This is a genomic window from Vibrio sp. 1078-1 (assembly GCF_033340475.1).
Genome location: NZ_JAWOWM010000007.1, coordinates 142,936 through 167,545 on the forward strand (window position 1 = coordinate 142,936; position 24,610 = coordinate 167,545).

Here is a 24,610-nt window from a genome sequence, read left to right on the forward strand (position 1 = left end):
CTTTTAAACCTCCCCGTAAGGGGGAGGTTATCGATAGTCTGTCTTTACGGGTTCGCTAGGTACGGGAAGATTAAATCTTACAACCGCCGCCAGCACAATCGTCATATTGTGGTTGAACAGCGTCTTTCTGTTCATCTTTCGCGCCATCACGAGTGTTGTGGTAGTAAAGCGTTTTCACACCAAACTTATACGCTGTTAGCAGGTCTTGAAGCAGTTTCTTCATTGGAACCTTGCCAGTCTCGTAACGTGACGGGTCGTAGTTAGTATTAGCAGAGATAGCTTGGTCAACAAACTTCTGCATAATACCCACAAGGTGTAGATAACCGTCGTTCGAACCGATATTCCAAAGCAGTTCATAGCTGTCTTTAAGTTCTGTGAACTCTGGTACAACTTGCTTCAGGATACCGTCTTTCGAAGCTTTTACTGAAACGTAACCACGTGGTGGCTCAATACCGTTAGTTGCGTTTGAAATCTGAGAAGAAGTCTCAGAAGGCATTAGCGCAGTCAGTGTTGAGTTACGTAGGCCGTGCTCCATAATTTCTTTACGCAGGCTGTCCCAGTCGTAGTGCAGCGCTTCGTCACAAATTAGGTCGATATCTTTCTTATACGTATCAATCGGCAGTAAGCCTTTCGCGTAGTTCGTCTCGTCGAATGAAGGACACTTACCTTGTTCTTTCGCCAGTGCTACAGATGCTTTCAATAGGTAGTACTGCATTGCTTCGAACGTACGGTGAGTTAGGCCGTTCGCGCTACCGTCAGAGTATTTCACGCCATTCTTCGCTAAGTAGTAAGCAAAGTTAATCACACCAACACCTAGCGTACGACGGTTCATAGTCGATTTGTATGCCGCTGGTAGAGGGTAATCTTGGTAATCAAGCAGTGCATCTAACGCACGAACAACAAGATCGGATAGCTCTTCGAAATCATCTAGAGACTTGATAGCACCTAAGTTGAATGCAGAAAGCGTACACAGTGCGATCTCGCCTGAGTCATCTTCAACGTTAGTTAATGGTTTCGTTGGCAGTGCGATTTCTAAACATAGGTTCGACTGACGAACTGGAGCGACTTCAGAATCAAATGGGCTGTGAGTATTACAGTGGTCCACGTTCTGGATGTAGATACGACCCGTTGATGCACGCTCTTGCATTAGCAGAGTGAACATTTCAATCGCTTTAACCGTTTCTTTCTTGATTGAAGGATCGTTCTCGTACTTCACGTATAGACGCTCAAACTCTTCTTGGTTTTCGAAGAATGCGTCGTACAGACCAGGTACATCAGATGGTGAGAATAGCGTAATATTGCCGCCTTCAACTAAACGTTGGTACATCAGTTTGTTTAACTGAACACCGTAGTCCATGTGACGAACACGGTTTTCTTCAACACCACGGTTGTTCTTAAGTACCATTAGTGAGCGTGCTTCACCGTGCCACATTGGGTAGAACACAGTAGCTGCGCCACCACGTACACCACCTTGTGAACAACATTTTACTGCTGTTTGGAAGTACTTGTAGAACGGAATACAACCAGTGTGGAATGCTTCACCACCGCGAATCTCTGAGCCTAATGCACGGATACGACCTGCGTTGATACCAATACCAGCGCGCTGAGATACGTAACGAACAATTGAGCTTGCTGTTGCGTTAATAGAATCAAGACTGTCGCCACACTCGATCAGAACACATGAGCTGAACTGGCGAGTAGGGGTACGCACGCCAGACATAATTGGCGTAGGTAGAGAAATCTTAAATGTCGATGTCGCATCGTAGAAACGTTTGATGTAATCAAGACGCGTCGCTTTTGGATATTTCGCAAATAAGCACGCTGCTACAAGGATGTATAAGAACTGAGCACTTTCGTAAATTTGGCCCGTAACACGGTTCTGTACGAAGTACTTACCCTCTAGCTGCTTAACTGCCGCGTATGAGAAGTTTAGGTCGCGTTTATGGTCGAGGTACGCATCAAGTTCGTCGAGTTCTGCTTTTGTGTAGTCTTCTAGAATATGTTGATCGTACTTACCCATATCGACGAGGCGAGACACGTGATCATAAAGCGTTGGTGGCTCGTATTGGCCATACGCTTTTTTACGCAGATGAAATACCGCTAGGCGAGCAGCTAGGTATTGGTAATCCGGAGTCTCTTCAGAGATCAGGTCTGCCGCAGACTTGATGATTGTCTCGTGAATATCTGTCGTTGTGATGCCGTCGTAAAACTGGATGTGAGCGCGAAGTTCTACTTGAGAAACCGAAACATTATCTAGACCTTCTGCAGCCCAAGTGATAACGCGGTGGATTTTATCCAGATCGATACTTTCTTTACGGCCATCACGCTTGGTGACGGTAAGTTGTTGGTTCATTCTGCTTTATTTCCCTAAGAAAACTGATAAAAGCCGTATTTTTGTTTGTTTATGTGCAATATGAGTAAAGCTTGCGGCGGCTTTGTGATCAAAGTCTATCTATATATTGTCGCTTAAACACAACATATAGGGGTTCATTTGTTTGCGGGTTACAAGATAGTGCTATTACACTGATTTATCAAGGTACAGTTCGGGGATGACTTGTGGATAACTGACAAAATGAAAAAAATCAGTAAGTGAACACTAACCGATGAGAAAAGGGCAGACTTGAATGGTTAAAAGTACGGTTTCGAGATCGGTTTAGAAATAACCGCATGCAAAAATATTTTCCTTGATCTTTGGCCGTTTTTATCTACGAAAAATGGCTTGGTCAAAATGGAATCTAGAGCACGAATTTTAGCCATAAAAAGACAAAAAAAGCGGCAACTTTGTGCTACCGCTTCCGATTCATTTTCTTTAAAAAATGTCAATCACAAAACACATTTTTTAACGCAACAGCGTTCAGTATTTTTTAGTATGAACGATGTAGTTTACATCTACATTACGACCGAGTTTGTAGCTGTCATTTAGAGGGTTGTAATGAAGCCCAGTAATGCCCATTTCCGTCAGGTCAGTTTGGTCTATCATCTTCATCATTTCGGCTGGCTTGATAAACTTATCGTGCTCATGAGTGCCTTCAGGAACAATCTTAAGAAGCTTCTCAGCACCGACAATAGCAAATAAGTACGACTTAATGTTTCGGTTCAAAGTTGAGAAAAACACGTGACCACCGGGTTTGACTAGCGCAGCACAAGAGCGGATAACGGAGAGAGGATCTGGAACGTGTTCAAGCATCTCCATACAAGTCACGACATCGTAAGTTCCTGCGTTTTCTATAGCGTGGTCTTCTATTGTGCTCTGAATGTAGGTCAGTTGAGTGCCTGTTTCTAATGCATGTAGTCGCGCGACTTCTAATGGTTCTTTACCCATATCAAGCCCCGTCACAATAGCGCCTTCTTTTGCCATGCTTTCAGCAAGAATGCCACCACCACAGCCGACATCAAGTGCGCGCTTGCCAAACAAGCCATTTGCTTTTTCAAGTACATAGTTCAAACGAAGTGGGTTAATTTGATGAAGCGGCTTAAACTCGCCTTCTAAATCCCACCATCGAGAAGCCATGTCCTCGAATTTCTTAATTTCACTTGGGTCGACGTTTTGTGCTTTAGTCATAATTGGTTTTATTGCATTCAATCTGAGTCCTTTAGAGGGCGCCAGTATACTCCAACGTTTTACACCCAAACAACCTCGATGTGCTTAGTTAAGGGACAATGACAGAGTTCACTGGCGCGGCAATCGAGAAAGGTGCCTGTAATTTGTAAAGCGCTAACTATTGTTTTTGCTTCATCCTTGAACTGGTGCCAGTGACAATAACTCTAAAACCTGCATTTTCGCGTTGTGTGGTTAAAGGAATTTACCTCGCTTTTCCGCGTAAAGGGTCCGATTTTGCTCAATATTGACCGAAATATAACCACTAATCAGAAAGATATGGGATGAGTGTGCAAATTCTCGACATTTGATTCATAACCAAGCTCACAACCTGATAAAAGGAGAGGGAAAGTGATGCCGAAGTGATGAATTGTGTGTTATATTTTTGCACCTTACACGTATCGTAATTACGATCAGATAATAGAGGGATAATGGCTCTATGAGCGATTTAGCTAAAGAGATCACGCCCGTAAACATTGAAGATGAGCTTAGAGGTTCATACCTAGACTATGCGATGTCAGTCATCGTGGGTCGTGCTCTTCCAGATGTGCGTGATGGCCTAAAACCAGTACACCGCCGCGTTTTATTCGCGATGAACGTACTAGGCAACGATTGGAACAAACCATATAAAAAATCAGCCCGTGTTGTCGGCGACGTAATCGGTAAATATCACCCACACGGTGATAGTGCTGTGTACGACACAATCGTACGTATGGCTCAGCCGTTCTCGCTTCGTTACATGCTGGTCGATGGTCAAGGTAACTTTGGCTCGATCGATGGCGACTCTGCTGCGGCAATGCGTTACACCGAAGTTCGAATGGCAAAAATTGCCCATGAACTATTGGCTGACCTAGACAAAGAAACCGTAGACTACGTACCAAACTACGACGGTACTGAGCAGATCCCAGCGGTTCTTCCAACTAAAATTCCAAACCTATTGGTTAACGGTGCTTCTGGTATCGCAGTAGGTATGGCAACCAACATCCCGCCTCATAACCTTGGCGAAGTGATTGATGGCTGTCTTGCATACATCAATAATGAAGAAATCACTATTGATGAACTAATGGATTACATTCCTGGTCCTGATTTCCCAACGGCGGCGCTTATCAGCGGTCGTAAAGGCATTGTAGACGCGTACAAAACAGGTCGTGGCAAAATCTACATGCGTTCGAAAGCGGACATCGAAGTGGAGAAGAATGGTAAAGAGACCATTATCGTCACTGAAATTCCTTACCAGGTGAACAAAGCTCGCTTGATCGAAAAGATCGCTGAGCTAGTTAAAGATAAGAAAGTAGAAGGCATCAGTGCACTGCGCGACGAGTCAGATAAAGACGGTATGCGCATTGTTATTGAGTGTAAGCGCGATGCTGTGGGCGAAGTAGTTCTAAACAACCTTTACGCTCAGACTCAGCTGCAAACCACTTTCGGTATCAACATGGTGGCCCTAAACAATGGCCAGCCACAGCTATTCAACCTAAAAGATATGTTGAAGTGCTTTGTTGATCACCGTCGTGAAGTTGTGACACGTCGTACTATCTTCGAACTGCGTAAAGCGCGTGAACGTGCTCATATCCTTGAAGGTTTAGCTCTAGCGCTTGCTAACATTGATGAAATCATTGAGCTTATCCGTAAGGCACCTACACCGGCTGAAGCAAAAGCGGGTCTTATCGCTCGTGGTTGGGATTTAGGCAACGTTTCAGCAATGCTAGAGCGTGCTGGTACAGATGCTGCGCGCCCTGAATGGCTAGAGCCTGAATATGGTATTCGTGATGGTCAGTACTTCCTGACTGAGCAACAAGCACAAGCTATCCTAGATCTACGTTTACATAAACTAACAGGTCTAGAACACGAGAAGATTCTTGGCGAATACAAAACACTTCTAGAAGAAATCGCTGAACTCATGCATATCCTTGCGAGCACTGAGCGTTTGATGGAAGTGATCCGTGAAGAACTTGAAGCGGTTCGTGACGGCTTTGGTGACGCTCGTCGTACAGAAATCACAGCTGCGAGCCATGATATTGACATGGAAGAGCTGATCGCACGTGAAGACGTTGTGGTTACTCTATCTCACGGTGGTTACGTTAAGTACCAAGTACTGAGCGACTACGAGTCACAGCGCCGTGGTGGTAAAGGTAAGAGTGCGACTAAGATGAAAGATGAAGACCATATCGAGCGTCTTCTAGTGGCGAATACCCACGATAACATCTTGTGTTTCTCTACTCGTGGTAAGACATACCGCCTGAAAGTTTACCAATTGCCTCTAGCGAGCCGTACTGCGCGTGGTAAGCCAATTGTGAACATCCTTCCGCTCGAAGAAGGTGAGCGCATTACCGCGATTCTGCGTGTTGATGAATTCTCTGAAGACAAATTCATCTTCATGGCAACAGGTGACGGTACGGTTAAGAAAACGCCGTTGAACCAGTTTGCAAACGTACGTTCAAACGGCCTAATCGCTGTGAACCTACGTGAAGACGATTCGTTAATCGGTGTGGATATCACTAACGGCGAAAACGAAATCATGCTGTTCTCTAAAGCGGGTAAAGTGGTTCGCTTTAAAGAAGCAGAAGAGATTCCAGTACTTGATGAAAATGGTAAATCAGTTCTTGATGAGAATGGTCAGCCAGAGATCAAGTTTAAAGGTGTTCGTCCTATGGGTCGTACCGCCTCTGGTGTTCGTGGTATGAAACTGGCTGAAAATGACCAAGTTGTATCACTTATTGTTCCTTCGCACGAAGGCGACATCCTAACGGTTACAGAAAACGGTTATGGTAAACGCACAGCACTTAGCGAGTACCCGACAAAAGGTCGTGGCACTCAAGGTGTAGTTTCTATCAAAGTTTCTGAGCGAAATGGCCCGGTAGTTGGTGCTATCCAGGTTGTTGAAGGTGATGAAATGATGATGATCACCGACGCTGGCACGTTAGTACGTACTCGTGTGGGTGAAGTTAGCCAGGTTGGTCGTAACACACAAGGTGTAACGCTTATCCGTACTGCGGAAGATGAATCAGTTGTTGGTTTGCAACGTATTGAAGAAGTTGATGATGAAGAGCTGCCTGCTGATGAAGATGCAGAAGCGTTAGAGTCAACAGACGAAAATACGCAGCAAGACGCTTCAGAAGCTCCAGCTGCTGATGATGCAGAGGAAGGTAACGAAGAGTAATCTTACATCGTTATCCTGATATGAAAAGCCGAGCCTTAGTTGCTCGGCTTTTTTGTATCTGTATCAACGCATTTAAAGTAAGAAATGCGTACACTGACGTTATCTTTGTTTACAGGACGTGTTATGTCTGTTTGGTTTTTCGCTGCCATCACTCTGATGGGGCTGTTTATCGTACTCTTATCACTGAGTGCATCAAAAGTTAAACCTGCTCAATGGTTTGGCTTTTGCCTGTTAGTACTTGTCGTGACGAGTGCCAGTTTCTTATTGCTGCATCAAACTCCGCCTAAACCAATACAAGCGGAAATGTCACGAATGATGACTGCTCGTGACATCATGAAAGAGATTCAAGACCAGTTGCGTGAAGATCCGAACAACGCTGAATTGTGGTTCCAACTCGGGCAGGGCTACCTGCTAGAGGGGGAATTTGATGGCGCGCTGATTTGTTTTGATTACGCGATCCAGCTGACTGAGCCAGTCAGTGCCACGCAACTTGCCGCAAAAGCGACGACCTTGTACTACATTCACCAGCAATCAATGACGCAAGAAGTTAGCTTGCTTTTGGAGCAAGCTTTGCAGATAGAACCGCACAATGAAGCCGCTTTGTCTTTGATCGCAAATGATCATTTTCTGTCATTCCGATTTCAGGAAGCGATTGATGCCTGGGTACTATTATTAGATTCTAATGATCCAAATTTAGATAGGGTGCAAATCATTAACTCTATTAACAAAGCAAAAGAGCTGTTGTAAGCGTACAATTTAATAAGCAGTAGAGGGAAAGGTGGGCAACGAATGAAAAATAAGGCACTAAGCATATTGGTTTTGCTGTGCGGCTCTGTATTAGCGGGTTGTAGCTCTTCCGATCATTCTGGTTCTTCCTCTTCGGTTTATTATTCTTCAGGTTATTACGATCCGTGGTGGTACGATAATGACGACTACTGGATTTATTACTATCCGGGTTGTTGCGACAACGACGACGAATACAAAGAGAAACTGGAAGAGTGGTGGAATGGTTTAGATGAAGACCAACAGCAATCCATCAAAGACAAAGTCGAGGATTGGAAGGACGATGATATGTCCGCCAATATCGATAACATGAAACGCCAACTCGACGATCATTGGCAATCATTGCCTGACGAGCAAAAGCAAGAGATTCAAACCAAATGGGAGAATCGTCCGGAGCGTATTGAGCCAGCGGCTTTACAAGACAAAGCGGTAAAAGAAAAGGTTCAACAAAGAAAAGCATTACCGGAAACGAAGATCCAACGCCCAGTTGCTCGTCCAAATGTGCAGATGCCTAAAGCACGTCCAAATATTCAACCGAGACCTAGGCTTCCTCGTCGCTAGTACATTCGATTTTCACTCTCGATAGAATCGGGGATGAAGAAATAAAGATAACAAAGAAACAAAAAAAGGGGCGTTCAGTACGCCCCTTGTTGTATCTATAGATTAATCTCTGCTTGTTAGATTAATACGTGGCTTCGCGTTCAGCGGCTGCTTTATCCCACTCTGGCGCTACTGTTTCTAGGAAGTGTTTCTTGTCTGCGTTCATCTTATCCATATCCATGCCCAGTGCTTGTTGTGCTTTCGCTTTGGTAGAGATATCTGGAATTTGAACAGGGTCAGTGATGCCTTTGGTTGCTAGTAAACGAACCAACTTGGTACGAGCGTCAGCGGCGCGATCAACTGCAGTACCTAGTACTTCAAGCGCTACCTCAGGAGCATGCATGTGAACACCGTGAGAAGCAATCGCGTAGTCCCAACGCCATTGTGCATGGCGAATATCTTGTAGGATAGGCTCCATTTCTGCTTCTGTTGCACCTGCTTTCCACGCTGCGCCTGCTTCAAAGTGTGCCGCTACGATTTGCTTCTCGGCGGTTAGCTTCATGTTCAGTACTTGCGCTTTGCGAGTCGAGACGATGCCTTGTAGCTGCTCTTTAGTTTGGGTATGGCATTGCGCACAGGTGTCTTCAAAACGATCAAATGGGTTACCCACTTTGTGGTCTGTGTACACCGTACCGTCTTCTTTGGTCACTTTAGGCATGTGGCAGTCCACACACACCACTTTGTTTTTACCATGAATACCCGCTCTCCAAGTTTCGAAACCTGGGTGTTGTGCTTTTAGCATCGGCGCTTTAGATACGGCATGCGTCCAATCTTTGAAATTCAACGCGTCGTAGTATTTCTCCATGTCATTAACGGTGGTGCCCATATCCCATGGGAATTTAACCGCTTTAGTTGGGCCGGTGAAGTAGTATTCAACGTGACATTGAGCGCAGACCGATGCTTGCTTATCTAGGCGAGACTGTTCATCAAAGTTTTTACCAATAGTATCAAAAGCACGCTCGACGTATGGGCGAGTCAGTGCCAGCGCGGGTTCGCCTTTCTTGAAGGCTTCAGAGCCCGTGTTGTGGCAATCGGAACAACCGATAGGGTTGACGATTTCTGAGCCTAAGCGTGCCCATTTACCTTCGAAATAACCGTCTTCACCACGTTCACCAATCACGCGAGCAACGTCTGGGCTTTTACAGCTCCAGCACGCCATCGGCATAGGCCCGGACTTCTCGTCGGTTGGTGCGCCAGTACGTAAGGTTTGGCGAACATCATCAAGTGCGTAAAAGTGACCGCGCGCTTTGTTGTAGTCTTTCGCGAAGCCATAACCAGCCCACAGGATAACCATGTTTGGGTCTTCACTTAGAGCATCTTCAATGTGCTCACTTTCGGATGTTGCTTTCCAAGAATGGTATTGATCAGGGTGGTTCTGTTCAAAGACATCGTTACGAGGATCGATAAAATCCTTCTCTTCTGCCGCTAACGGAGCGTCAACCAAAAATAATTGGCTGGCGAATAAGGTCGCAACCGCAATAGGTGCGCTCATCCAGTGTTTTATGCTCACAGTGTTATCTCCATATTCGTTTTTATTAGCAGCGTTGTGAGGAGCTATTCCAAATAAGAACTGGAGATCTACGATTAATAATATTGCTTAATTGGATAGATGAAATAGTGAGTGAATCTTGTCTTGTTTTAGATCAATTTACACCAGTGATCTCAGTCATGTTTGAATTTATATACCTCCAAAGTGGTAGTTGTTAAGTCATTGTTCTGCAATGCTTTGAGTTTTTAACCTTTTTAAAAATAGGGTGATTTAGTTCGCTTTTTGAGCAGGCGTTTCTACCCCTTATGAATAATAGAGGTATTATAAATATAGGTTTAGCGTTGTGGCTTTCCGAAATAAGAATTGATGTCATTTGAAGATCTAAAAAATATCTTCAGAGGAAATTAATTGTTGCTCAAATAAATAATTGAGAATAGTTATCAATTATTATCGAGCTAAGGAAAGAACAATATGGGCAATATAAAATTGACCATAGAGACAATGCTGAAACTTCTCTTCGTCTTTGCCATCTATGGTTTCTCCATCGCCGCCCATGCGACTTCTTCAGAGCCAATTGATGGAGCTCAATCTGAGCGTCATCAAGTCGAGTTAATCCGTGACAGAGACTATAAATGTCTGCAATGTCACAAGGATGCCAAAGAGACTCTGAACCTTTCGCATGATCCTCAAGCGTTACTCAGTCAGGGTAAACAGCTTAATTGCACCAACTGCCATAGTAATATCGGTCCTGACCATCGAGAAGGCGCGCCTGATGTAATCAAGTTTTCAGCGGCTCAATCGAAAGCGGTGCACGACAAAGTGTTCTTAGACCCAAGCTTGATCCTCAAAGCGAACAGCCAATGTGTGGATTGCCACGCACCGACACAGCTGAGAGAAAGCCACTGGACGCACGATGTGCACGCCAAAAACCTCACTTGTTCAAATTGCCACGATGTACACGCAGCGAAAACCAAAGCGTTGTCGTACGACAGAAAACAACTGATCAAGCAGTGTGTGGATTGTCACTCTGAATTTGCCGTCGAACCTGAACTTGCCAAAGAAGAGGAGAGATAGCATGAAATGTTCGAGAAGAAACTTTTTAGCCGGCAGCGGCGCGTTGATTTTAACTACAGGCGTTGCAGGCACTTCCGTTGTTAGCTCCTCTCTCTATGCCAGCAACAGTGAACAAGCGAAACGCATGGGTATGGTTCATGATGAAAATGCCTGTATTGGCTGTACCGCTTGTACCGATGCTTGTCGCGAAGTAAATAAAGTCCCTGAAGGCGTAACGCGACTTAAAATTCATCGCAGTGAACCGATTGGCGAATTTCCAGATGTGGAATACCAGTTTACTCGCGAATCCTGTCAGCACTGTGATAACCCACCATGTGTGTACGTTTGTCCAACAGGCGCTGCATACAAAGATGAAGCGACCGGCATCGTGGATGTGCACAAAGAGAAATGTGTCGGATGTGGTTATTGCCTTGCCGCTTGCCCTTACCAAGTGCGCTTCTTTAATCCAGTCGATCACTCTGCGGATAAATGTAACTTCTGCCGTGATACCAACCTAGCGCAAGGTAAGCAGCCAGCTTGCGTGGAATCTTGCCCAACAAAAGCACTCATCTTTGGTGATTTGAATGACCCAACTAGCGAGGTGAGCAAAGCTATCGAAAGCCATGTTGTCTATCGCGATAAATCGCATTTAGGTACGCAACCTAAACTGTACAAAATTCCGCATAGCAAAGGGGAGGTGTCATCATGAACGGCTTCGAAAGTGCATTCCACTTTGACTCGTTAGTCTGGGATTGGATCATCGCGATTTACTTATTCCTTGCTGGGATGTCAGCGGGTGCGGTGATGATTTCAATCTATTTAAAACGCAAAGTGATTGAAGGTGATCCCGCAAACAACGGCATCATGAAAGCGATGGCTTGGCTTGCGCCATTTGGCATCATTGCTGGGTTGGTAATTTTGATTTTCCATTTAACCAAGCCTTTAGAGTTTTGGAAGATCATGATCTACTACAACCCAACGTCTGTGATGTCGATGGGCGTGATCTTGTTCCAAGTGTACATGCTGGTGCTGTTTGTTTGGATTGGCGTTATCTTCCGCCATCAAATCATCAGCTTCTGTGAAGGGAAGTTACCAAGCAAACTGCTGGATTTTGCCGATGGCATTTTGATTAAGGCGGGGAAAGCCAACAACGCCATTGAACTGTTCTTGGGCTTCTTAGCCATCGTGCTTGCAGCGTACACTGGCTTTCTATTGTCTGCGTTGAAGACTTACCCAATGCTAAACAATCCAGTACTGCCAATCTTGTTCCTGTTCTCTAGTTTGTCCTCGGGCGCAGCAGCATGCTTGATGTTCGGCATCTTGGTGTTTAAAGAGTCGACCTGCAGCCCAAGTGTGTCTTGGGTGCACGGATTTGAACGCCCAGTAGTGTTGTTTGAGTTGTTTGTCTTAGTGACATTCTTTACTGGACTGATCTTCAGCGGTGGTCAGAACGAAGTCGCGGCTTGGAATGCTATTTCGAGTGGATTCTGGGCTCAATGGTTCTGGGTTGGCGTAGTGTTCATCGGCATGATAACGCCTTTGACTCTCAATTGGTTAACGCCTTCAGAAGTGCGCCACAAAGGCAGTTACGTTTTTGTGGTCACGACGTTGAGCTTGGTTGGCGTACTTATGCTGCGTACTTTCATTCTCTATGCCGGTCAAATGACCGTAGTGTAAGGGGGATAAATGGAAGCTGAGCTAGGGTTCTTCTTACTGATATTGGTGGCTGTAACATCGACTTGTGCATCGTTGCTGCATTGGCTACGTCGTGCTATGGGTAAGAAGGCGACATTGCCGCATCAAGTCGCGATGTCCCACATCATTAGCTTAGCTTCCATCATTTGTTTAGCACTTCTGATCGTCTGCTTCGTGCAAGACAACTTCGCGTTGGAATATGTTGTTACGCATTCCAACAGTCAACTTCCCGTAGCATTCAAGATTGCTGCCGCTTGGGGCGGGCACCAAGGCTCTATGTTGTTTTGGGTCGTCACCTTGAGTTTATGGGCGTCGTTTATTGCATTTAAGTCACCGCTCAACGCCCAATATACTTGTGACTGTTTAGGAATCATGAACGTTCTTATTGCGACATTTGCTTGGTTCACGTTAATGACCTCTAACCCGTTCGAGTATGCCCAAGTATTGGCGTCGGAAGGACGAGATCTAAACCCAATGTTGCAAGATGTTGGGCTTATCATTCATCCACCATTGCTTTATCTCGGTTATGTCGGTTACGCAGCAATATTAGCTTTTGCATTAGCTGCGCTATTGGGTAAACAACCGATGAGCGATTGGTATGTGGTTGCTCGAAGCGCAGCGTTTTTTGCTTGGGGAACGCTCACGTTGGGTGTCTTGGTGGGATCATGGTGGGCGTACAATGAGCTAGGGTGGGGCGGCTGGTGGTTTTGGGACCCTGTGGAGAACGCTTCTCTACTGCCTTGGCTTACTGGTACTGCTTTGTTGCACAGCGGTGTTGTCGCAACACGTAACAGAGGCGCAATTTGGAGCACCTATGCACTGGCGTTTGCTACGTTCAGCCTAAGCATTTTAGGGACATTCGTGGTGCGCTCTGGCGTGCTGACTTCAGTGCACGCTTTTGCGGTGGACCCAACTAAAGGTTTGGTGCTGATTGGTGTATTGAGCTTGCTTGTCATCATCACTTTTGGCGTATTGATTTTGCGAGGAGAACAACTCCCTCGCTTCAAACTTCAATCTCTAGCGAGCCGAGCTTACACTGCTTACATCGCCAAAGGGCTGCTGGTTATTGCGACTGCTATCGTTTTTCTTGGCACTTTTTATCCGATGGTTTATCAACTGCTCGGTTTAGGAAACATTTCAGTTGGCGCACCTTATTTTAATAGTCTGATCTTCCCATTAAGCATACTGGCTCTGATTGCCCTAGCTTTCATGCCGCTGCTGAAATGGACAAAAGGCACAGTGCCGAGTGTAAGCGCTGATATTGCGATCAGTATTGCGTTATCTCTTGTCTCTGGGAGCGGGTTTATCTTCTTAGTGCACGCACTGCATTTCGAAGTATTGCTAACCATAACGTTGGCTACTTGGGTGATTGTGGCGCATCTCGTTATGCTGTTTCGTTGTTCCAATAAGCGCAAACTCATGCCAATCGTGATGGCACATATCGGTTTTGCGCTGGCGGTGAATGGAGCTGTATTCAACAGTCACTACTCATATGAACACAATTTACGTGTCGAACCCGGCAGTTCTCAACAAAGGGCGGGGATCACTATCGATTATCATGGTATCGAATGGCTAGTGGGGCCAAACTACACCGCGGAACAAGGACAGATCACCTTGCACTTGGAAGATGGCCGCATGCTCAATTTCAACCCGCAAAAGCGTCATTACCCTGTGCGAGTGATGAATATGACCGAGCCTGCGATTCGTTCACTATGGCATGGCGATTATTACGTGACATTGGGTGACAAAGTCGATACTCATGCTTATGCGATTAAAGTTCAGTACCGCGCAGGTATTTGGTGGATATGGTCTGGCGGGCTACTAGCTGTGTTTGGTGCGCTATTAACCGGCCTAAAGAAAAGGAGAGAGGCTATCAATGCGATCGAGAAATACGCTTAAACTCGCAGGTCTGTTTGTGGCTGTTGCCGTGTTTGCTGTAGTAACTGCGGTGGCTTTGTCTGAGCGACCACATGTTGAATTGTCCCCACAACGAAATTTAGAGACACCTAATTTTCGCTCTACTTCTCTGATCTCTGATGACATGGTTTCTGAGCAGTTGTTCAAAAGCGACGGATATAAATTATTGAATGTTTGGGCATCTTGGTGCGGAGTATGCAAACGAGAGCATGAAGAATTATTGCAGTTAGCAGAACTCGGTGTGCCTATTATTGGGCTGAATTATAGAGATCAAAAACAAGCCGCTCGTGAATATTTGAGCTCTAAACGAAATCCATATATTGAAGTAATTAGTGACCCTAATGGAAAGCTCGCTGTGGAGCTAGGTGTTATCGGAACGCCGGAAACTTACTTGATTGATCCAAATGGTCGTATATTGATCAAATATCGTGGAGAGCTAACGGCAGATAAATGGAACGATATATTTTCAGGATACTTGAATGTTTCGATTTAATAATCTTCTCCTCACTTTAATCCTATTTATACTATTTTCTCCTTTCACGAGAAGTGCGGATATAGAACAGAATGTTGATCTGTTTGAATTTCATTCTGTTGAAGTGCAACAGCGTGCAACCTCGTTAGCCAAGACATTACGCTGCCCGCAGTGTCAAAACCAAAACCTTGTCGAGTCTAATGCACAAGCGGCTAAAGACCTGAGGTTGAAAGTGTATACGATGGCCAATGAAGGAAGCTCAGATCAAGAAATAAAGGACTATCTAGTTGCTCGTTATGGGAATATTGTTCTGTATCAACCACCATTAAATTATTCCACGGCGCTGTTGTGGATCTTTCCTGTGCTATTTTTGATCTTTTTTGTCTTATATTCGATCCGAATGGTGAAGCGTAATTAATGTGACCGTTATTCCACTATTAAAAATAAATTGTGCACTTAACAAGCAGAATGTTATCATTTTTCCGAATTTATGAAGTTTCCAGTATAAAGAAAATAAAAATTTTGAGCTGGATAAGTAATAAAAGAACGAAATAGGTGCACGCAGTGGATTCAGTTATATTACAACTTAAAAAAGACTTCTATTCGCAGATTCGTGCATTGCAATCACCGAACCTGCCTCAAGTTACTTCAACGCTCGCCGTGTTGACCGACGAGGAAATCCAAGAACTCGAAGCAGTTTGGATTGAACTCGCCGTTTGGAAGCGCAGTCAGACCCATTAAAAGATAGACCAAACGACCTTCTTGAAACCCCAGACAAAATTTGTCTGGGGTTTTTTATTGTAGTTTTTTTAAATTGTTATAATATAACAATTGTTCAGTTGGAGAGTGTTTCTCTTTTGCTGTCTTGAGTGGATAACTGCCCTCAATTGTGATCTCTATATTGCAAAATGCGGTATCAGTCCCCATAGTTGAAGAGCAACGAGTAAATCCCATGAATGCAATAACGAAAACGCATCAAGCGCATCAAGCAATAAATCGAGTGAGTATAGATATGGCGGAAGTACGTGCCAGAGTAGATTTTAAAGTCGGGGCAAAAAGTAACATTGATGCCGAAATTCTGTCTTTCCATGGTCTGAAGACAGACAAAGAGCATGTTGCTATTATCTTTAAACAAGCGGACCAAACTCAGGACATGCCTTTAGTTCGTATGCACTCTGAGTGTTTGACAGGCGATGTGTTCCACTCTTCACGCTGTGACTGTGGTGAGCAACTAGAAGAGACGATCAATCGCATGGGCGAGTCCGGTGGTATCATCTTGTATCTCCGTCAGGAAGGTCGTGGTATTGGCTTGTACAATAAGATCGATGCATACCGCTTACAAAGCCAGGGCATGAACACGTACGAAGCTAACAACCATTTGGGCTTTGATGATGACCTGCGTGATTTCACAGAAGCAGCACAAATGCTAGAAGCTTTAGGCGTGAATAAGATCCGCCTCGTGACGAACAACCCTAAGAAAATCCGTGAGTTATCTGAGTACGGAATTGAAATTGGCGAGGTTGTCAATACCTCTGCACATATCAAAGATGGCAACGAAAATTATCTGAAGGCAAAAGTCTCTCACGGAAAACATGACCTAAAGGTTTAATCCTAAAGATAAAACTGACAATAAAGCCTGTGAAAAACCTCATTTTTATGAGGTTTTTTTGTATCTGGAGTTGCAAATAAATTGTAAATTTGTATTATCTCGAGACTAAAGTGCAAATAAGAATAATTAGCACTACTAATACGATAATTGAAAAGCTCAACAAGGATGCTTCAGATGAATGCAAAAAAAGTTTTAGTCCAATCTATTGCTGCATCACTCCTCATTGCCAGTGGTTCTACCGTTGCTGCCACAGTAACTAAACAACAAGTAGTCGAACATTACGCGGACGTTGCCCATGCTGTGTTTGCTGATTCAGTAACAACAGCGAAGGCGCTTGACGTAAAAATCGACGAATTTCTAAAATCACCATCAGCGAAAAAGCTTGAAGAAGTAAAACAAGCTTGGCTAGATTCTCGCGTGCCTTACCAACAGTCTGAAGTTTTCCGTTTTGGTAACGCGATTGTTGACGATTGGGAAGGTCAGTTAAACGCGTGGCCACTTGATGAAGGTCTGATCGACTACGTAGCAGCGGACTACCAATACGAATTGGGTAACGAAGGTGCGGCTGCAAACATCATCGCAAACACAAGTCTGCAGATTGGCGCTTCTAAACTGGACGTTTCAAAAATTACGCCAGAATTACTAGCAGATTTAAACGAAGTAGGTGGTTCTGAGGCAAACGTTGCATCAGGTTACCACGCGATTGAATTCTTGCTTTGGGGCCAAGACCTAAACGGCACTAACGCAGGCGCAGGTCAACGCGCTTACACTGATTTCGTTGTGGGTTCTGAGTGTACGAATGGCCATTGTGAGCGTCGTGGAGAGTACCTAAAAGCAGCCGCTGATCTACTGGTTCAAGACCTTGAGTGGATGGAAAAGCAGTGGTCTGCTGAAGTAAAAGGTAACTACCGTGAAGAGCTACTGAACGACTCAGCGGACAATGGTCTACGTAAGATGCTATTCGGCATGGGTTCTCTTTCTCTAGGTGAGCTAGCGGGTGAGCGCATGAAAGTGGCACTAGAAGCGAACTCAACTGAAGACGAGCACGATTGTTTCTCAGACAACACGCATAATTCTCACTACTACAACGAGCAAGGCATCTACAACGTTTACACAGGTACATACAAAGGTGTAAACGGCAAAGCGCTATCTGGTCCAAGTATTGCTGATCTTGTTGCTCAAAAAGATAAGAGAGCCGCGACCGACATTCAAAAGCAGTTTGATACAACACGTAGCCAAGTTGGTGAGCTAGTGACTTCTGCAGAGAAGAACAACCAGCACTTTGACCAACTTATTGCAGCGGGTAACGCACAAGGCAACGCGCTAGTAAACGACACCATCATGTCGTTGGTAGCACAAACCGGTGCGATTGAGCGTGCGGCAAGCATTGTCGGCATCGACAGCCTAAGCCCTGATACTGCTGACCACGAGTTTTAATAAGAAAACCATAATAAATAAGGGCTCTTTGTGAGCCCTTTTGACGTTTGAGCTCGTTGTTATCACCCTTGTTGTCTATGTAGAGCAATGATATGAAGCCATACCTAATTTCTGCGCTAGCCGCGATCCTTTCTTCTTCTGCCATGGCTTATGATGTTAAGTCTGGTGGCAAAACCAGTGTTAAAAAAGACGGCGCGAATGCCTATTCTCTTCCTGCTGCTAACTTGCCAATGAGCAAACGCCTCGATTTTAGCGTCGGTAACAGCTTTTTCCGCAACCCTTGGGTACAAGCGCCAGCGTCAACAGACGCTCGTGATGGCTTAGGCCCGCTTTTTAACACCAATGGTTGTCAGAATTGTCACATCAAAGACGGTCGTGGTCATCCGCCAGAGAAAGATGATTTACATGCAGTGTCTATGTTAGTGCGCTTAAGCATTCCTGCGATGACGCCAGAACAAAAGAAAGCTTACATCAAAGATGGCGGCATACCTGAGCCGACTTATGGTGGCCAGCTTCAAGATTTCGCCCTGCAAGATCAAACGCCAGAAGGCAAAATCGAAATCACTTACACCGATGTCCCAGTGAAATTTAAAGACGGTACGACGGTGACGCTAAGAAAACCTCATTTGAACATTACCGATCTGGGTTACGGCGATATGCACCCTGATACCGAGTTCTCAGCACGCGTGGCACCGCCAATGATCGGCCTTGGTTTGTTAGAGAGTATTCCCGACGAAACGCTACTTGCTTGGGCTGATGAACAAGATGCCGACAAAGACGGTATCTCAGGCAAAGTCAATAAGGTGTGGGATATTGAGAAGGACGACTTCTCGATTGGTCGTTTTGGCTGGAAAGCAGGACAACCGACGCTAATGCAGCAAAATGCAGCAGCATTTAATGGTGATGTGGGTCTTACGAGCCATTTATTCCCAAATGAAAACTGTACCTCGAAACAAAGCATTTGTGACGACATGCCAAATGGCGGCAAACCAGAAGTGAGTGAAAATATTCTCGACTTCGTAGAGTTTTACAGCCAGCACTTAGCTGTACCTATTCGCCGTAATGTCAATGGCCCTAACGTGAAACTTGGCAAGCAAATCTTTGCTGCGTCTGGCTGTGAAAGCTGCCACAAGACCAGTGTTAAAACGGCGAAACGACCAGAGTTACCAGCGCTTTCTGAGCAGCTTATCCACCCATACACCGACATGCTTTTGCATGACATGGGTGAAGGCTTAGCCGATAACCGTCCGGAATATCAAGCAAACGGCCGCGAGTGGCGAACAGCACCGCTATGGGGCATTGGTTATACCGAAGAAGTAAACGCACATACTTACTTTCTACATGATGGCCGCGCTCGTAACCTGATGGAAGCGGTGTTGTGGCACGGCGGCGAAGCTGAAACGGCGAAACAAAACGTCTTAGCACTGAACAAAAAAGAACGTGACGCATTGATTGCGTTTCTGAATTCTCTATGAGGAAGCAACCATGAAAAAAACACTATTAGTGAGTGCGATTGCCGCAACGTTAAGTTTGGTTGGTTGCCAATCGACCATCGGTTCGAGCGTTGCCAAGCCTGAGAGTACAAGTCATATTTCTCAAAGCGTGTACGAGGTCGAGTTTCAATCAGCTCAGACGTTTTTAGCGCAAACCACAGAACTTGAACAACGCTTCGCAGGTTACTGCGCATCAGAGTCGAAAGATGATGCACAAGTAAAACAGCAGTGGCATCAAACGATGCTTGCGTGGATGGCATTACAAGGTCAAGAACGTGGCCCTGCTACGGCGCTGGAGCAAAGCTGGAATGTTCAGTTTTGGCCAGATAAAAAGAACACTACTGGTCGTAAAATGTCTGTATTGACGAAATCTGACCAAGCTTGGAGTGCAGAAGATATCTCCACCCAAAGTGTCACCGTGCAAGGTTTAGGGGCTCTGGAATGGCTGCTTTACGATAAAGCGTCGACCTTATCTAGCAACAGCAATACTTGTGTGACAGGCGTAGCGATTGCAGAAAACCTCGATAACAAAGCGCAGATCATCGCGGATTCTTGGGCAGAGAACCCTTGGAAATCGCTAGAGATGACGGAATGGGAATCTGAGTACATTTCACTGCTCTCGAATCAGCTTGAATACAGCATGAAGAAGTTGAGCCGACCGCTAGCGAAGATTGGTAAGCCTCGCCCGTATTTCTCAGAATCGTGGCGTTCAGAGACCTCGCTTTCAAACTTAAAAGCCAACCTTCAAGGGATGGAAGCGTTGTACTTTGCTAACGGGAATGGTTTAGATGTGCTACTTAGAGAGCAAGGCCATGCAGATCTCGCAGACCGTGTTGTTCATCAATTTGGAATGGCGTTAGAAACTTGGCCAGAAGATAAGAGCTTGTTTGTTGCACTACAAACAAAAGAAGGCTATCGCATGGTGCTCGCTCAGTACAATAAGCTAGAGCAATTGAAGTACCTGATTCACGAAGAAGTGGCGATCGAGCTTGGCGTGGTTATAGGATTTAATGCAACCGATGGTGACTGATCAAACCCGCCGAAACTTACTGAAAGCCGCTCTATTCGGGGCGGCTACACCTATGATGCCATTTGGTTGTGCTTCAACAAGCTCACGTGAGCCTGCGTTGATCGGCTGCTCTATCATTGGCCGAGATAAATATGCAGCGGTTGTAGCGGATGAGCATGGTATGCCGCTATCTTCATTGCCGATTCCTGAGCGTGGTCACGGTGTAGCAACAAACCAACAAGGCCACGCCGTAGTCTTTGGTCGTCGGCCAGGTACTTTCTTCATGGTGTTTGATTATCGTTCAGAGCAGATGATCAAACTGCAGCTAGCAAAACCAAACCGCCATTTCTATGGGCATGGCGTTTACTCCCATGATGGCACGTTGCTATTTGCCACTGAAGGGGAGAGGGGGACAAGTCGTGGGATCATTGGTGTTTATGATGTGCAGAAGCAATATCAAAAAATCGATGAGTTAACGGGTTTTGGCCTTGGCCCTCATGAAGTGATCATGATGCCTGATGGCGCACTAGCGATTGGCGTCGGTGGCGTACACACCAACGGCCGTGAACCTCTCAATCTTGATAGCATGAGACCGAGTCTGAGTTACCTTTCACAGGAAGGGGAGCTATTGGATCAAGTGTCTTTACCGGATCATAAGTTGAGTATTCGCCACTTAGCCCATGACGGTGCGGAAACCGTGCTTTGTGGTCAGCAATATCGTGGTGAGCCGGACGAGTATCCAGCTTTGATCGCCATGCACACACGCGGTGGTGAAATGCAAGATCTTCAAGCCGAGCCTGAAGAGTGGGCGCGTTTCAATCACTACGTTGCGAGTATTGCAGCAACCGATGAATGGATCTTAGCCACTTCGCCTCCGGGCAGTTGTTATGGTATATGGTCTAAATCTACTGGCAAATTGGTCGAGCTAAGTGCGTTACCAGACGCTTCTGGTGTTGTGGTCTATGGCGATGAGTTCCGAGTCAGCTCTGGGGCGGGAAAAGTGGTAGAGCAAAAGCCCGAAGCGTCAAAAAATACCTTCGCAAGCGGTGTGCAATGGGATAACCATTGGTCGAGAATTATCTAGAAAGATCATTGAGTAATTACTTATAGAGAGTTTTGTTGTCGTTTTCGGCATCAGATTCTTAATTTTAAACCTGCAAGCTGTGAGATATTTGCCATACTTTTTATTATGGCAAGTAGCGCAAGGATCATTTCAGTGTTTGCTAGGGTTTTAATCATGACGGCACTTCTGGTGCCGTTTTGCAGCTTTTCCACCGTCGTTTCTCTCGAAGCTTCAGCGCAAGTCGAGCAAGAGGGAGCGGTACAAAAGCTGTCTGTAGAAAAAATGATCCATTATCCAGAGGTGATTGATCAACTGTATCAAAGCACCAATTACCGTTTGAACTGGGAAAATGAAAGTGATATTGAGCAGTTTCTTTTTCAAGTAAACCTGGTTGCACTTGCGGATGTCACCGATGAATTCGAAAATCAACTTCACCGGATAAACCAAGTAAGGTGGCAGGGAGATAATCTCGACTTCGATTTAGTGATGACAGATTCACTCTTGATGTACCTTAGTTATCTTGAGCAACTCCCCGAAGAAGGGATTAATTGGCTATTTACAGACAAAGCCCATGTTACGTTACCCGCTCCTAGCATCGATACTTTATCGGTTCTGAGTAATGAGATTACGGTTGGCAAACTTGGTCAGTTTTTGGCAAGTCTCCGGTCTCCATTACAAACAGATGATGCTTTCTACTCCACCTATTCTTCGCTATCGGAACATTCTCAGTACCAATATCCTGCCTATCAACAAACTGGGCTAGCACGTGTTGGCGATATATTAGAAAACAGACCCCTATTGATTGAGCGAATGGAGATCGTAGGCGTAGATGTTTCTTACTTGGATTTAGTCACTGAAGAATATGACGAACAATTAGAGCTTGCGATAAAAGAGTTCCAGCGTATTCATGGTTTGAAAGAAGATGGCGTTATCGGCCCGAATACCATTCGATGGATCAACTTTTCTCCTCAAGAGCGATTGCATCTGTTGGCGTTGAATTCTGAGCGTTCAAGAATTTGGTCGAAAGAAAGGGATAATGTTGTCTTTGTTAACGTGCCTGGATACGAAGTCACGTATTGGCATGACGGTCAACCCTTGTTTGAGTCTAAAGTCGTGGTAGGGAGAGCATCAAGAAAAACGCCCATCATGTCGGTAGCACTGGATTCAGTTATTCTCAACCCAACTTGGAACGTGCCTTGGACTATCATGGTTAAAGACATTATTCCTAAAGTAAAACGTAATCCGATGTATTTGATTAACCATAACATTCAAATCATTCGGTCTTGGACTTCGAACGAAATTATTGACCCTACAACCATCAATTGGGCAACGGTGAATCCGAGAACATTTCCTTATCGTATGCGACAGGCGTCGGGCTTACAAAATGCACTGGGATTGTACAAGTTCAATATGCCTAACCCACAAGCTATTTATTTGCATGACACGCCAAGTAAGAACTTGTTTGAACAGGACAGACGCGCATTCAGCTCAGGATGTGTTCGTGTAGAACATGCAGACCAGTTAGCAGAACTTCTGTTCAAAACTCAGGGGTTGGAAGAACGTTTAGCGAAAAAGCGAGAAAGTTCTCGTCGGTCTAACACGTCAGTTCCTTTGGGAGAGCGCATTCAAGTACACATCATTTATCAAACAGCATGGTTGGAAGAGGGAACGCTTTACTACCGTGATGATATCTATAAGTACGATCACCGCAGTTGAAATCTTTAAGGAAAATTTACAAAACGAAGAATTCTCTTTTCGTTCAATAATTAAGCAATAATTACTGCATCTGAAAATCAAGATGGAGCGTTTTATGCATTTGACGTGACAAATGTGTTTGGTTAATGTCCACGACTTGTCTAGTTGTTGAGCACTGTATTTTGAAATGGTAAGTCGTAACTTTTCCCGCCGAGATTTCCTTAAAATGACCGCTGGTGGTGTGGTGTTGGCGTCTGCCCTGCCATCATTTTCTTGGGCTTCACTCCCTGACGAGCCACGTGCGCTGGCGATGAACAATCTTAATACTGGAGAGATCCTCGAAACATGCTATTTCGATGGAAAACGATACATTAATGATGAACTTCAAAGGCTGAATGAGTTTTGTCGAGACCATCGACGGAATGAGGTTCATCCGATGGATCGACGCTTGTTCGATCAAATAAGCCAAATTCAAAAGTTAATTGGTACAGAAGCAGAGGTGATCGTCATTTCAGGTTACCGTTCTCCTGCCACTAACGCCTCGCTGCGCAACGGGTCTTCTCGTGTAGCGAAAAAGAGCATGCACATGGAAGGAAAGGCCATTGATTTTCGTTTAGACGGCGTGAAGCTTTCAACGGTTCGTGATGCTGCATTAAGCCTAAAAGCCGGTGGCGTGGGTTATTATCCAGGTAGTAACTTTGTTCATATCGATACGGGAGCTGTTCGTTCCTGGTAGTGCTAGTTGAGACAAGGTTTCTAGTCTCAGAACGTCGTCGATTACCCACAGTTCAAAGCTTGAAGTCGCTAGGCCTTAGTGTCATAGTTGCGGCAGTTTTCATGCAAATTTATTCGGTATAGGTTATCTATGGCTCTGAAATACCAAGTTGTTCCAGTAACATCTTTCTCTCAAAACTGTTCTATTGTCTGGTGTGACGAAACCATGAAAGGTATTGTGGTTGACCCAGGCGGCGATGAAAAGCAGCTCGCTATGCTTATCAAAGAGCTGGGTGTTGACGTGGTAAACCTAGTGCTAACACACGGTCACTTGGACCACGTAGGTGGCACGGAACCGCTGTCTGCACTGCTTGGCGGTACAGAGATTGTTGGTCCTCACAAGGCAGATAACTTCTGGTTGCAAGGTTTGGAAGGTCAGAGCCAAATGTTTGGTTTCCCGCTGACAGAAGCGTTTGAACCGCACCAATGGCTAAATGAAGGTGACACTGTCACTTTTGGTAATCAAGTGCTGAACGTATTCCACACACCTGGTCATACACCTGGTCACGTTGTGCTTTACAGTGAAGAAGCGCGTTTAGCGTTTGTGGGTGACGTTTTGTTTAACGGTAGCATTGGTCGAACTGACTTCCCACAAGGTGATTTCAATACGTTGATTAGTTCTATCAAAGAGAAATTGTGGCCTTTAGGCAATGATGTCACGTTTGTCCCTGGTCACGGCCCTCAATCGACTTTCGGTCATGAGCGTAAAACTAACCCGTTCGTTGCTGACGAGATGCCGCTTTACTAAAAGTGCGTGTACTAA

21 protein-coding genes are annotated in these 24,610 nt (G+C 45.2%); 18 read left to right on the forward strand and 3 right to left on the reverse strand.

Translation table 11 applies throughout. The annotated features are described in order from the left end of the window. Positions 1–70 precede the first annotated feature (70 nt). Both nrdA and ubiG read right to left on the reverse strand, forming a co-directional pair. Positions 71–2,353, reverse strand: a complete 2,283-nt coding sequence (gene nrdA, locus R7190_RS15140) for a class 1a ribonucleoside-diphosphate reductase subunit alpha (RefSeq protein ID WP_318137573.1) — start codon at positions 2,351–2,353, stop codon at positions 71–73. A gap of 501 nt (positions 2,354–2,854) precedes the next feature. Next, positions 2,855–3,562: a bifunctional 2-polyprenyl-6-hydroxyphenol methylase/3-demethylubiquinol 3-O-methyltransferase UbiG gene (gene ubiG / locus R7190_RS15145; RefSeq protein WP_005376820.1), complete on the reverse strand. Its 708-nt coding sequence runs from the start codon at positions 3,560–3,562 to the stop codon at positions 2,855–2,857. Positions 3,563–4,037: 475 nt separating this feature from the next. Here ubiG and gyrA point away from each other — a divergent pair, with 475 nt between their 5' ends. The 3 genes from gyrA to R7190_RS15160 all read left to right on the forward strand — a co-directional run bounded on the left by gyrA (position 4,038) and on the right by R7190_RS15160 (position 8,102). Continuing rightward, positions 4,038–6,758, forward strand: a complete 2,721-nt coding sequence (gyrA, locus tag R7190_RS15150; RefSeq protein WP_262602557.1) for a DNA topoisomerase (ATP-hydrolyzing) subunit A — start codon at positions 4,038–4,040, stop codon at positions 6,756–6,758. A gap of 123 nt (positions 6,759–6,881) precedes the next feature. Continuing rightward, on the forward strand, positions 6,882–7,505 hold the full coding sequence (locus R7190_RS15155) for a tetratricopeptide repeat protein (protein WP_054701274.1): 624 nt from the start codon (positions 6,882–6,884) through the stop codon (positions 7,503–7,505). Between the two features lie 42 nt (positions 7,506–7,547). After that, entirely contained in the window at positions 7,548–8,102 is a 555-nt protein-coding gene (locus tag R7190_RS15160; protein ID WP_262602555.1) for a hypothetical protein, read from the forward strand. 121 nt (positions 8,103–8,223) lie between these two features. On the opposite strand, the gene nrfA is transcribed toward R7190_RS15160, so the two are convergent. Next, positions 8,224–9,651 (reverse strand): ammonia-forming nitrite reductase cytochrome c552 subunit, encoded by a 1,428-nt coding sequence (nrfA, locus tag R7190_RS15165; protein WP_262602554.1) that lies wholly within the window; start codon positions 9,649–9,651, stop codon positions 8,224–8,226. 450 nt (positions 9,652–10,101) lie between these two features. Between nrfA and nrfB the strand changes: the two genes are divergently transcribed. The 15 genes from nrfB to R7190_RS15240 all read left to right on the forward strand — a co-directional run bounded on the left by nrfB (position 10,102) and on the right by R7190_RS15240 (position 24,595). Continuing rightward, the gene (gene nrfB / locus R7190_RS15170) at positions 10,102–10,704 is read left to right on the forward strand and encodes a cytochrome c nitrite reductase pentaheme subunit (RefSeq protein WP_054866141.1); all 603 of its coding nucleotides are present in this window, start codon (positions 10,102–10,104) and stop codon (positions 10,702–10,704) included. A 1-nt stretch (position 10,705) separates the two neighbouring features. Further along, entirely contained in the window at positions 10,706–11,392 is a 687-nt protein-coding gene (nrfC, locus tag R7190_RS15175; RefSeq protein WP_017636123.1) for a cytochrome c nitrite reductase Fe-S protein, read from the forward strand. After that, positions 11,389–12,360, forward strand: a complete 972-nt coding sequence (gene nrfD, locus R7190_RS15180) for a cytochrome c nitrite reductase subunit NrfD (protein ID WP_213961911.1) — start codon at positions 11,389–11,391, stop codon at positions 12,358–12,360. Before nrfC ends, nrfD begins: the two co-directional genes overlap by 4 nt. Positions 12,361–12,369: 9 nt before the next feature. Beyond that, entirely contained in the window at positions 12,370–14,277 is a 1,908-nt protein-coding gene (locus tag R7190_RS15185; RefSeq protein ID WP_151514965.1) for a heme lyase CcmF/NrfE family subunit, read from the forward strand. Further along, positions 14,255–14,788 (forward strand): DsbE family thiol:disulfide interchange protein, encoded by a 534-nt coding sequence (locus tag R7190_RS15190; RefSeq protein WP_025767281.1) that lies wholly within the window; start codon positions 14,255–14,257, stop codon positions 14,786–14,788. Before R7190_RS15185 ends, R7190_RS15190 begins: the two co-directional genes overlap by 23 nt. Continuing rightward, positions 14,775–15,185, forward strand: a complete 411-nt coding sequence (gene nrfF, locus R7190_RS15195; RefSeq protein ID WP_025767282.1) for a heme lyase NrfEFG subunit NrfF — start codon at positions 14,775–14,777, stop codon at positions 15,183–15,185. The genes R7190_RS15190 and nrfF overlap by 14 nt, the downstream gene beginning before the upstream one ends. A gap of 146 nt (positions 15,186–15,331) precedes the next feature. Next, positions 15,332–15,508 carry a hypothetical protein gene (locus R7190_RS15200; RefSeq protein ID WP_020480909.1) on the forward strand — a complete coding sequence of 59 codons (177 nt, stop codon included), beginning with the start codon at positions 15,332–15,334 and terminating at the stop codon, positions 15,506–15,508. Between the two features lie 271 nt (positions 15,509–15,779). Next, entirely contained in the window at positions 15,780–16,376 is a 597-nt protein-coding gene (locus tag R7190_RS15205) for a GTP cyclohydrolase II (protein WP_025767283.1), read from the forward strand. Between the two features lie 174 nt (positions 16,377–16,550). Further along, positions 16,551–17,813: an imelysin family protein gene (locus tag R7190_RS15210; RefSeq protein WP_186584863.1), complete on the forward strand. Its 1,263-nt coding sequence runs from the start codon at positions 16,551–16,553 to the stop codon at positions 17,811–17,813. 92 nt (positions 17,814–17,905) lie between these two features. After that, on the forward strand, positions 17,906–19,288 hold the full coding sequence (locus R7190_RS15215) for a di-heme oxidoredictase family protein (protein ID WP_104979495.1): 1,383 nt from the start codon (positions 17,906–17,908) through the stop codon (positions 19,286–19,288). 10 nt (positions 19,289–19,298) lie between these two features. After that, a complete protein-coding gene (locus tag R7190_RS15220; RefSeq protein WP_318137574.1) occupies positions 19,299–20,336 on the forward strand; it encodes an imelysin family protein in 1,038 nt (345 codons plus the stop codon). Continuing rightward, on the forward strand, positions 20,317–21,399 hold the full coding sequence (locus R7190_RS15225) for a DUF1513 domain-containing protein (protein ID WP_186584865.1): 1,083 nt from the start codon (positions 20,317–20,319) through the stop codon (positions 21,397–21,399). Before R7190_RS15220 ends, R7190_RS15225 begins: the two co-directional genes overlap by 20 nt. A 153-nt stretch (positions 21,400–21,552) precedes the next feature. Continuing rightward, positions 21,553–23,094, forward strand: a complete 1,542-nt coding sequence (locus R7190_RS15230; protein WP_186584866.1) for a murein L,D-transpeptidase — start codon at positions 21,553–21,555, stop codon at positions 23,092–23,094. A 166-nt stretch (positions 23,095–23,260) separates the two neighbouring features. Continuing rightward, entirely contained in the window at positions 23,261–23,809 is a 549-nt protein-coding gene (locus R7190_RS15235; RefSeq protein ID WP_031778936.1) for a DUF882 domain-containing protein, read from the forward strand. 129 nt (positions 23,810–23,938) lie between these two features. Continuing rightward, positions 23,939–24,595, forward strand: a complete 657-nt coding sequence (locus R7190_RS15240) for an MBL fold metallo-hydrolase (protein WP_005376855.1) — start codon at positions 23,939–23,941, stop codon at positions 24,593–24,595. Positions 24,596–24,610 lie beyond the last annotated feature (15 nt).